Genomic DNA, 10,911 nt, shown 5'->3' on the forward strand with positions numbered 1-10,911 from the left:
TCCGGCGATGCTCAAGTGCGGGTTTGGCCTCGCCGGCTCGCTGTGCCAAAAGACGAACGGCCTTAATCGCCCTTTTACCCCTATCGGATAGATATGCCCGCTTCAGCAGAACAAACCCGTAGCAACGCCGGTTCAGGGGGCAGATTCGAAACGATGACGAACACGCGCGACACGCGAATGGTGATGATCGTCGACAGCGAGCCTGCCCAGCAGCGCTTTCTGGCGGCACTGGTATCGCGCGGCGGCTGGCGCAGCGTCATCGCCGCCGACACCGACACCGCGCTCGCCAAGCTCGGCACGCAGGAAGGTATGGCGCTCGACGCCGTGCTCGTCGACCAGGGCGCGCCGGGCATGGACATGGCCGAATTCGTCGCCGAGCTGCGCCGCTGGCGCCCCGCGCTGCCGCTTGTCGTGATCACGATGCGCAACGGCGTCGAAGTTGCGGTCAGCGCGATGCGCGCCGGCGCGAGCGACTTCGTCCAGAAACCGATCGCGCCCGACCGCCTGCTCGAAGCGCTCGACCGCGTCGTGTCGACCAGCGGCCCGCAGGGCGAACTCCGCCCGCTCACCGAAAAACTTCGCGCCCCGCTCGCCTTCGAGGAAATCATCGGATCGAGCCCCAATTTCCGCAGCGCGCTCGCCATCGCCGCCAAGGCGGCGCGCGCGCGCGTGCCGGTGATGATCAACGGCAAGCCGGGCACCGGCAAGGAAGTCTTTGCGCGCGCGATCCACAGCGCCAGCCCGCGTGCGCGCGGCCAGCTTGTCATGGTCGATTGCTCGGCGGTGTCGCCGGGGCTAATCGGATCGGGGCTGTTCGGCCACGAACGCGGCGCTTTTGCGGGCGCCTTCGACCGGCAGGTCGGCCGGCTCGTCCAGGCCGACGGTGGCAGCATCATCATCGACCATGTCGAATGTATCCCGCTCGAAACGCAGGCGAAGCTCGTCGAATTCCTCAACAGCGGCGAAGTCCAGATGATCGGCGGCTCGATCCGCCAGAGCGTCGATGTCCGCATCATCGCGACGAGCGCAAGCCCGCTCGACAAGCTGATCGAGGCGGGGCATTTCCGCGAAGACCTGTTCTACGCGCTGTCGAGCGCGCAATTCACCCTGCCCTCGCTGTCCGAACGCCGCGGCGACGTCGGTCCGCTCGCGCGCCACCTGCTCGCGCGTATCGGCGGACTGCCGGGCATGGCGACGATCGGCATCACCGACGACGCGCTGCGCCTGCTCGCCGCCTATGCCTGGCCGGGCAATGTCCGCCAGTTGCAGGACGTGCTGTTCCGCGCTGCGGTCGAGAGCAAGACCGACGTGCTCACCAGCGCCGATTTCCGTGCGATCGAGGCGACCCTCGGCGGCGGAACGGGCAGCGCCGGCGAAGTCGCGATCAATGGCGAGGCGATCGGCGTCACGCTGTACCTGCCCGACGGCAATTTGCGCCCACTCGAAGAGATCGAGGCCGACGTGATCCGCCTCGCAATCGGCCATTATCGCGGCCGGATGAGCGAAGTCGCCCGCCGCCTCGGCATCGGCCGCTCGACGCTTTATCGCAAGCTCAGCGACCTCGGGATCGATACCGCCGCCTGATCAGGCGGTCAGCGCCGCATCCCTCAAGCCGCGCCAGATGCGCAGCGCCTGCCGGTTCTCGGCGATATCGTGGACGCGCAGCAACTGCGCACCCTGCGCCGCCGCCTGGTAGTGGAGCGCCACCGTGCCGCCGAGCCGCTGGTCGGCGGGCGCCTCGTTGTCGAGCGCGCCGATCATCCGCTTGCGGCTCGCGCCGAACAGGATGGGGCAGCCCAATGTGTGAAACAGCGCGAGGCCGTTGATGAGCGCGAGATTGTCGCCGATGCTCTTGCCGAAGCCGAGGCCGGGATCGACGATAATGCGCGACGCATCGATCCCCGCCGCGCGGCACGCAGCGACGCGCTCGGCGAGCATGTCGTAAACGTCGAACAGGACATGCGCATAGTCGCCGCCCTCGTGCGGATCGCTCTTCGCCGACGGCGCGTGCATCAGCACGACGGGACAGCCCGCTTTCGCGACGACCTCCATGGCGCGCTCGTCGTAGCGCAGCGCCGAAATATCGTTGACGATATGTGCCCCCGCGGCGAGCGCGGCCTCCATCACCGCGGCTTTGCGCGTGTCGATCGACACCGCGACGCCGCCGCGCGCCAGCGCCGCGACGACGCCCTCGATGCGCTTGATCTCGTCGCCTTCCCATATCAGCGGCGCGCCGGGGCGCGTCGATTCGCCGCCAACGTCGATGATCGCGGCGCCGGCGGCACCCATCGCGAAGCCGGCTTCGGTCGCAGCGGCCGTATCGACATGCTTGCCGCCGTCCGAAAAACTGTCGGGCGTGACGTTCAATATGCCCATGAGCTGCGGCTCGTTCAGCCGGATCGTCCGCTCGCCGAGCTGGAGCACGCCGCGCGGCCGCGCGACACCGGCGCGCTGCGCGGCCGCGGCCGCGGCAAGAGCGTCGGGCATCGCCGCAACCCAGCCATCCCATTCGGAAACCGGGACGATCGCCGATCTGACCGTCGGGCCGTCGCGCAGGCTGATGTGCCACGCCGCGAACCAGACCATCGTATCGGCGATCCGCAGGCAATCGTCATCGAGTTCGTGCGGTCGGTCGACGAAGCAGGTCGGACGGCAATAGATTTGCGCGGCCGCCGACGCGGCGCCGAGGTCGGGCCTGGTCAGCGGCTGGAACATCAGGCCTCGTTCGCCAGCAGCCAATCCTGCCGCACCGCGTCGATCACGCGCAGTTCCTTGCCCGTGTCGATGTGCCAGAAGGTCCAGCCGTTGCAGCTCGGCGCGCCTTGCAGGCTCGCGCCAACCTTGTGGATCGACCCTGCAGGCTGGCCTTCGCATTCGAGGCTGCCGTCGACGCGCACCTTTGCTTTCCAGCGGCGTTTCGTGTCGGTCAGCACCGTCCCCGGCGCGATCATGCCGCATTCGACGAGCGTACCGAAGGCGACACGCGTCGCGGCCTTCGGCGCCATCATCGTTTTCACCGCGCTTTCGTCGAGCGGCAGCGCCAGCTCGATCCGTTCCAGCGCGGCCTCGATATAATCATCCTCGCGCTCGATGCCGATGAAGTGACGGCCGAGGCGCTTTGCGACCGCGCCCGTCGTGCCGGTGCCGAAGAAGGGATCGAGGATCACGTCGCCGGGGTTCGAGCACGCGAGCAGGATGCGATAGAGCAAAGCCTCGGGCTTTTGCGTCGGGTGCACTTTGGTGCCGCCCTTCTTCAGCCGCTCCTGACCGCCGCAGATCGGGATCAGCCAGTCCGAACGCATCTGAAGCTCGTCATTGAGCGTCTTCATCGCACGATAGTTGAAGGTGTAGCGCGACTTTTCGCCCATCGACGCCCAGATCAGCGTCTCATGCGCGTTGGTGAAGCGCGTGCCCTTGAAATTGGGCATCGGGTTCGCCTTGCGCCACACGATGTCGTTGAGGATCCAGTATCCATTGTCCTGCAGCGCGGTGCCGACGCGGAAGATGTTGTGATAGCTGCCGATCACCCAGATGCTGCCATTCGGCTTGAGGATGCGCTTCGCTTCCTTGAGCCACGCCTGGGTAAAGCGATCATAGGTCGCAAGGCTGTCGAACTTGTCCCAATCATCGTCGACCGCGTCGACCTGACTGCCGTCGGGACGCAGCAGGTCGCCGCCGAGTTGGAGGTTGTACGGCGGATCGGCGAAGATCATGTCGACCGACGCGGCGGGCAGGCTGCGCATCATCTCGACGCAATCGCCCTGCAGGATGCTGTCGAGCGGCAGGTCCGCGGGGTCGACTTTCGGCGTCCGCTGCTTCGTCGCCGGCGCCTTGACCCGTTCCATCACACCCATGCTTCACCCCGTTCCTTGCTCGTAAGGAGGCCCTGATGAGTCAGGCGGAGTCCGCCGTCAAGCGCAGGACTCTAGGGATTCCGCGTCACTAACTGGTTAACGATATGAGAACGAAAGGAGTCTGCCACACCATATGGAGTCGACCGCGACTCGGAGACTCAACCACTGGTGGTGTGGCGATGAGGACTCACCCGCGAAAAAAATTTCGCAGGGAGTATCTACAAACCCGGATCGACCCCGGTCAGGTCGATCGAGCGCTGCCACAGCTCGCGCGCCAGCTTCGGGTCACGTGCATCGCGCGTTGCACGCGCCGGCCCCGAACGTCCCGATACCTCGCCAAGCCCCTGCGGCCCGAGATAGTCGCCGCCCTGCACGCGCGCGCCGGTCGCCGCCTGCAACGTCGGCCAGGCGCCCTGCGCGGCACTGTTGAAGAAGGGCGCGGCGAGCGGGGTCATCGCGCGCAGCGGCATCGGCAAGTGCCGCGTCAGTTCGGTGAGCGCGACCCCGGGGTGGCACCCGATCGCCTGCGTCGCGCGCCCCGCGGCGCTCAACCGCCGGTCGAGCTCGAACATGTGGAGCAGGTTGGCGAGCTTGCTCATCTGGTAGCGCGCCCAATTATGATAGCTGCGCGACGCCGACAGGTCGCTGTAATCCATCGCCCCGCTCTTGCGCGCGATGCTGCCGGTGATCACGATGCGGTCGTCGACATGGCCATGGATCAGCCCGGTGAGCGCGAAGGTGCCGAGGTGGTTGACCCCGAACTGCAGCTCATAGCCCTGCTTCGTCAGCGTTCGCGGCGGAATCATCACCCCCGCATTGTTCACCAGCACATCGATCCGCGGGCCCGCCAGCACCGCCTTCGCGGCATCGCGCACCTGATCGAGGTCGGCGAGGTCGAGCCGCTGGAATGACAATTCGGCTTTCGGCGCATCGACCCGGATGCGGTTCATCGCCGCCTCGGCCTTGTCCTCGTCGCGGCAGGCAAGGATCACATGCGCGCCCCGCGCGGCAAGAACCTTGGAAACTTCGAACCCGATTCCGGCATTGGCACCGGTGACAAGGAAGCGCCGCCCCGTTTGGGTGCCGACGTCGTCGGCCGAAAATCCTCTGCTCATCGCCTGTTCCCCTCTTAGGCTTCTAGGCTTCGGGCGGTCAGACCAGTTGCATTTGTGCGACCGGGGCAAAGCTGGTCCGATGGTGCGGCGTGGGGCCATGCTGGCGCAGCGCCGCGAGATGCTGCGCCGTACCATAGCCCATGTTGGTTTCCCAACCAAAACCCGGAAAATCGCGCGCCGCCGCGACCATGAAGCGGTCGCGATGTTCCTTGGCGAGGATGCTCGCCGCCGAAATACAGGGGTGCAGCGCGTCACCGCCAACGATAGCGCGCGCGCTGTAGCGCCAGCGCGGCAAGCGGTTGCCGTCGACCAGAACCTCGGCGGGTTCGAAACCGAGCGCTTCGACCGCGCGCGTCATCGCAAGGAAGGTCGCCTGCAAGATATTGATGCGGTCGATTTCCGCGACGCTCGCCTCGCCGACGCCCCAGCGGCAACGCGCCTTGATCTGGATCTCCAGTTCGCTGCGGCGCTTCGCCGTGAGCTTCTTGCTGTCGTCGAGGCCGGCGATCCCGCCCTCGCAGAGCAGCACCGCCGCCGCGACGACCGGTCCAGCGAGCGGTCCGCGCCCGGCTTCGTCGACTCCGACGATCATATGCGCCACGGCGGATACCGCCGATATTCGGCCGCCTGATACAGGCACAGCCGATTGCCCGCCGGATCGGCCAGCCGCGCCTCGCGCCAGCCCCATTCCTCATCCTTCGGCATCTGGTCGAACCGCACCCCGCGCCGTGCGAGATAGGCGACCCACGCATCGAGTGCGCCCGATTCCAGATAGGCGGTCGCCCCGCCCGCAGCACCATCACCGGTGTGAATCGACAGCGTCACGCCATTCGCCGCCTCGAAGCGCGCATAACCATTGTCGGGACTATCGACGATCTGCTTCAGGCCCATTTGTTTGTAGAAGGCGACCGACACGGCATAGTCGTTTGCGGGCAGCGTGATCTGGTTGAGCGCCGGACCGGTGAACAGTCCGTCGTTGCGCACGAACTGCTGCCCCATCGGGCCATGCCCCTGCCCCAGCCCCGGTGCGTCGAGCAGCGACAGCCGCACGAAATCGCGCGCGCGCGCGATCGCAGGTTCGAGCGGCATGCCCTGCGCCAAGCCGCAAGCGATCGCGCTGGCGAGCGTGCAGCCGGTGCCATGGCTGTGCGGGGTGTCGATGCGCGGCGCTTCCCAGCGCGCGACCTCGCCCTCGCCCGTTTCGAGCAGGCGGTCAGTCACCGTCTCGCCCTCGGCATGGCCGCCCTTGACGAGCAAAGAACAGCCGTGCGCGAGCACCGCTTCTTCGCCGCCGAGCGCTTCCAGTTCGGGGAGGTTCGGTGTCGCGACCATCGCACGGTCGAGCAGCGCGCGGAACGCGTCGATCGTCGCCGCGTCGGCAAGCACCGATCCGCTCGTCGCGATCATCACCGGGTCGAACACGAGCGCCGCCTGCGCGAGATCGGGCTGCGACAGGCGCTCCGCCACCGCCGCGGCGGTCTCGGCGCTGCCGATCATCCCGATCTTGACCGCATCCACGCCGATATCCGACGCAACGCTGTCGATCTGCGCCAGCACCATCGCGGTCGGCACCGGATGGACGCCCTGCACCCCCAGCGTGTTCTGCGCGGTGATCGCGGTGATCGCGGTCATCGCATGGCCGCCGAGCATCGTGACCGCCTTGATGTCGGCCTGGATGCCCGCACCGCCGCCGCTATCCGAACCGGCGATGATCAGGACGCGTGCGGTCACGCCTTATGCTTTCGCTCCGTCGATGCCGGGAACTTCGCCAGCGCCGCGCCCTCGCGCAGCGGCCGGTCGAGCAGGTCGCCGCCACAATTGGGGCAAATCTCGTCGAGCTTGTCGGCGCAGTTTGCGCAGAAAGTGCATTCGAACGAGCAGATGAAGGCGCCGTGCAGATTGGCGGGCAGATCGCGTCCGCATTTTTCACAATCGGGTCGCATTTCAAGCATGGTAAGTCTCTTTCGGTTCTAAAAATTCAAATGGTTATGCGGTCGCGGCACGTACCGCATCGCAGATCATGTCGACGACCTGCTCGACCTGTCCGGCGTCGTCGCCTTCTGCCATCACGCGGATCAGCGGCTCGGTGCCCGACGGGCGGATGACGAGACGACCGCGTCCGTTGAGCGTGGCTTCGCCCTCGGCAATCGCCGCGATGACCTGCTTGTCCTCGAGCGGCTTGCCGCCCGCGAAGCGGACATTCTTCAAAAGCTGCGGCACCGGGTCGAACTGGTGCAGCAATTCGCTCGCGGGCTTGCCGCCCGCGACGAGTTCGGCGAGCACCTGCAACGCCGCGAGCGTGCCGTCGCCGGTCGTCGCATGGTCGGACAGGATCATATGCCCCGACTGCTCGCCGCCGACGTTGAAGCCGCCTTCCTTCATCCGTTCGAGGACGTAGCGGTCGCCGACCTTGGTGCGTTCGAGGCGCAGCCCCTCGCCTTCGAGGAAGCGTTCGAGGCCGAGGTTCGACATGACGGTCGCGACAACCCCGCCGCCCTTCAGCCGTCCCTGCCGCGCCCAGCTTGCGCCGATCAGCCCCATGATCTGGTCGCCATCGACGATCGTTCCCTTTTCGTCGACAACGATCAGCCGGTCGGCGTCGCCGTCGAGCGCGATGCCGATGTCGGCGCCGCTCGCAACCACGGTTTCCTGAAGCAGCGCGGGCGCGGTCGATCCGCATTTGTCGTTGATGTTGATCCCGTTCGGCGTGACCCCGATCGCGACGACATCGGCGCCAAGCTCCCAGAACACCGTCGGCGCGCTGTTGTATGCCGCGCCATTCGCGCAATCGAGCACGATGCGCAGCCCGTCGAGCCGCACCGATTCGGGCAAGCTCTGCTTCACCGCGTGAATGTAGCGGCCGCGCGCGTCGTCGATCCGCTTCGCGCGGCCGATGTGCGCCGCGGCGGCAAGCTTCGGCTCGACGGTCAGCAGATGTTCGATCTGCGCCTCGTCCTCGTCGGACAATTTATATCCGTCGGGGCCGAACAGCTTGATACCATTGTCGTGGAACGGGTTGTGGCTCGCCGAGAGCATGACGCCAAGGTCGGCGCGCATCGAGCGCGTCAGCATCGCGATCGCCGGGGTCGGCATCGGGCCGACCTGCACCACGTCCATGCCGACGCTCGTGAACCCGGCGACGAGTGCGTTTTCGAGCATATAGCCCGACAATCGCGTATCCTTGCCGATGACGACGCGGTGCTTGTGGTCGCCGCGCAGGAAGTGCGCGCCCGCCGCCATACCGACGCGCATCGCGACTTCCGCCGTCATCGGGACCTCGTTGGTCAGGCCGCGAATCCCGTCGGTTCCGAAAAACTTGCGCATGACACCTCTGCTACCTAAGCCGACGGCCAGACATATGCCTGCCCCGGCGTCCACGGGATGGCCTCCGCGGAGCATTTCCCGGCCCAAAAACCGGTTCCCGTTTCTTCCGGGAGGTGCTCTAAGTCACCCTCTTTTGCTTGGCAAGCAGGCCAGAAAAAACGCCGGGAGAATCCACTTTGAAATCCGCTTGGTTCATTCTCTCGGCGCTGGTCGCCGGCATGTTGCTCGGGGTCGGCGTCGAGATGGTCTCGGTCGAGTGGGGCACGGCATCGCTGCCCTATGTCGAATGGATCGGCCTGCTCTGGCTCAATGCGCTCAAGATGACGATCATCCCGCTGATCGTCGCGCTGCTCGTAACGGGCATCACCGCGACGGCCGACGCCGCACGGGCGGGCAAGCTGGCGAGCCGCGCAGTTCTGATCTTCATCGGCGCCAATATCCTCGCCGGGCTGATGACCCTGATCGTGCTGCCGCTTTTGCTCCAGGCTTTTCCCATGTCCGCCGCGGCGGCCGCGGGGCTGCGTCACGGCCTGGGGGGCTCGACCGAAGCCGTGCCGTCGCCGACCTTCACCGATTTCGTGCTCGGCCTCATCCCGACCAATCCGATCGCCGCGGCGGCGGACACATCGATCCTGCCGCTGATCGTCTTCACCACCATTTTCGCCTTCGCGATCAGCCGCATCGGGAACGCCGAGCGCGCCACCCTGTCGGGCTTTTTCAAGGCGCTGGGCGATGCGATGCTCGTCGTCATCGGCTGGGTGCTCGCACTCGCGCCCCTCGGCGTGTTCGCACTCGGCTATGCGCTTGCGATCAAGGCCGGGGTCGCGGCCTTCGGCGGCCTCGTCCATTATGTGCTGATGCTCTCGGTGATCGGCGCCTGCACGATCATCCTCGGCTTCCTCCTCGCAGTCTTCGTCGTCGGCGTGCCGCTGCCGCGCTTCGTCCGCGCGATGGTGCCCACCTTCGCGGTCGCAATCAGCACGCAAAGCTCGCTCGCCAGCCTGCCCGCGATGCTGAAATCGTCGGAGGAACTGGGCGTCGATCCGAAAAAGGCCGACATCGTCCTGCCGCTCGCGGTCGCGCTGTTCCGCTTCACCAGTCCGGCGATGAACCTCGCGGTCGTCGTCTATGTCGCGTGGCTGTTCGGCGTCGAACTGACGCCGTGGGAAATGGCGGTGGGCCTCGGGGTCGCGCTCGCCGCGGCGCTCTCTTCGGTCAGCCTGCCCGGCTCGATCAGCTTCGTGACCTCGATCGCACCGATCGCGATCGCGATGGGCGTTCCCGTCGCGCCATTGGGGCTGCTCGTTGCGGTCGAGACATTTCCCGACATTTTTCGTACACTCGGCAACGTCGTCGGCGACGTCGCAGCGACGAAATATGCCGCCGACGGTGTCGAAGACGATGTCCCCCTCGCAGGAGAAACCCCATGAAATATCGCAAGCTCGGCCACGGCCTCGAAGTGTCGGCGATCGGTATCGGCTGCATGCCGATGATCAAGGGCGGCAACATCCTCTATGGCGAGGCCGCCGACCTCGACGAATCGACGCGCACGATCCACCGCGCGATCGACCTTGGCGTCACCTTTTTCGACACCGCGCAAATCTACGGCCCGTTCAGCAATGAGGAATTGCTGGGCGAGGCGATCAAGGGCAAGCGCGACGGGCTCGTCATCGCGACGAAGTTCGGTTTCAAGTTCGAGGGCAGCCAGATCGTCGGCGTCGACGGGTCGCCCGCCAACGCGCGCGCCGCGTGCGAAGGCTCGCTCCAGCGGCTCGGCATCGACACGATCGACCTTTTCTACCAGCACCGCGTCGACCCCTCGGTCCCGATCGAGGAGACCGTCGGCGGGATGATGGAGCTGGTGAAGGAGGGCAAGGTCCGCCACATTGCGCTGTCCGAGGCCGGCCCCGACACGATCCGCCGTGCCGCGAAGGCCGCGCCGATCACCGCACTGCAGAGCGAATATTCGATCTGGGAGCGCGATATCGAGGACGAGATCCTTGGCGCCTGCCGCGAGAACGGCATCGGCTTCGTCCCCTATTCGCCCCTCGGCCGCGGCTTCCTCGCGGGCGCGGTGCGCAGCCGCGACGAGCTTCCCGAAAATGACTGGCGCCGCAACGACCCGCGCTATTCGGACGAGAATCTGCCCGCCAACCTCGCGATCGTCGACGCGATCGGCGCAGTCGCGGACAAGCATGGCGTGTCGAAGGCGCAGGTCGCGCTTGCGTGGCTGCTCGCGCAAGGTGACGATATCGTCCCGATCCCCGGCACCAAACGCCGCGCAACGATGGAGGACAGCGTCGCCGCCGCCGACGTCACGCTGACCGCCGACGACCTCGCCGCGATCGAGGCTGCGGCGCCGAAGGGCGGAACGAGCGGTCCGCGCTATGGCGAGATGGGAATGCGGATGGTGCGACTGTAGTTGCCGACCGGTTTCGACCGGTTGCAGACATTGCGTCCCATCTTAGTTTGTCATTCCCGCGAAAGCGGGAACCCAGTGTGGAGTAAGCCCACGCGCGCTCTGGGTCCCCGCTTTCGCGGGGATGACGAAAGTGGAGAACATCCGCTCCTCACCCCAAAGCCACCCTCCGTCGTCCGACGAACTAACCCTTCGTATC

10 protein-coding genes are annotated in these 10,911 nt (G+C 66.4%); 3 read left to right on the forward strand and 7 right to left on the reverse strand.

Annotated features, from left to right (window positions below; translation table 11 throughout):
- Positions 1 to 153: 153 nt before the first annotated feature.
- Positions 154 to 1,584 (forward strand): sigma-54 dependent transcriptional regulator, encoded by a 1,431-nt coding sequence (locus VGN62_RS12445; RefSeq protein WP_327454287.1) that lies wholly within the window; start codon positions 154 to 156, stop codon positions 1,582 to 1,584.
- Here VGN62_RS12445 and folP read toward each other — a convergent pair whose 3' ends face one another.
- From folP to glmM, 7 genes are all read right to left on the reverse strand, one after another.
- On the reverse strand, positions 1,585 to 2,715 hold the full coding sequence (gene folP, locus VGN62_RS12450) for a dihydropteroate synthase (RefSeq protein WP_327454290.1): 1,131 nt from the start codon (positions 2,713 to 2,715) through the stop codon (positions 1,585 to 1,587).
- Positions 2,715 to 3,854, reverse strand: coding sequence for a site-specific DNA-methyltransferase (locus tag VGN62_RS12455; RefSeq protein WP_327454292.1), 1,140 nt, complete (start codon positions 3,852 to 3,854; stop codon positions 2,715 to 2,717). Before VGN62_RS12455 ends, folP begins: the two co-directional genes overlap by 1 nt.
- A 218-nt stretch (positions 3,855 to 4,072) precedes the next feature.
- The gene (locus VGN62_RS12460) at positions 4,073 to 4,969 is read right to left on the reverse strand and encodes an oxidoreductase (protein WP_327454294.1); all 897 of its coding nucleotides are present in this window, start codon (positions 4,967 to 4,969) and stop codon (positions 4,073 to 4,075) included.
- A gap of 37 nt (positions 4,970 to 5,006) precedes the next feature.
- Entirely contained in the window at positions 5,007 to 5,561 is a 555-nt protein-coding gene (locus VGN62_RS12465; protein ID WP_327454306.1) for a ribonuclease HII, read from the reverse strand.
- Entirely contained in the window at positions 5,558 to 6,700 is a 1,143-nt protein-coding gene (gene thiD, locus VGN62_RS12470; protein ID WP_327454296.1) for a bifunctional hydroxymethylpyrimidine kinase/phosphomethylpyrimidine kinase, read from the reverse strand. Before thiD ends, VGN62_RS12465 begins: the two co-directional genes overlap by 4 nt.
- Positions 6,697 to 6,921, reverse strand: a complete 225-nt coding sequence (locus VGN62_RS12475; protein WP_327454298.1) for a DUF1272 domain-containing protein — start codon at positions 6,919 to 6,921, stop codon at positions 6,697 to 6,699. Before VGN62_RS12475 ends, thiD begins: the two co-directional genes overlap by 4 nt.
- Positions 6,922 to 6,955: 34 nt before the next feature.
- Entirely contained in the window at positions 6,956 to 8,293 is a 1,338-nt protein-coding gene (glmM, locus tag VGN62_RS12480) for a phosphoglucosamine mutase (RefSeq protein ID WP_327454300.1), read from the reverse strand.
- Positions 8,294 to 8,469: 176 nt separating this feature from the next.
- On the opposite strand from glmM, the gene VGN62_RS12485 reads away from it, so the two are divergent.
- Complete coding sequence (locus VGN62_RS12485; RefSeq protein ID WP_327454302.1) at positions 8,470 to 9,723, forward strand: dicarboxylate/amino acid:cation symporter; 1,254 nt, start codon at positions 8,470 to 8,472, stop codon at positions 9,721 to 9,723.
- Positions 9,720 to 10,715, forward strand: a complete 996-nt coding sequence (locus VGN62_RS12490; protein ID WP_327454304.1) for an aldo/keto reductase — start codon at positions 9,720 to 9,722, stop codon at positions 10,713 to 10,715. Before VGN62_RS12485 ends, VGN62_RS12490 begins: the two co-directional genes overlap by 4 nt.
- The last annotated feature ends 196 nt before the right edge of the window (positions 10,716 to 10,911 follow it).

Origin of the sequence: Sphingopyxis sp. (assembly GCF_035998905.1) — a bacterium.
GTDB lineage: Bacteria > Pseudomonadota > Alphaproteobacteria > Sphingomonadales > Sphingomonadaceae > Sphingopyxis.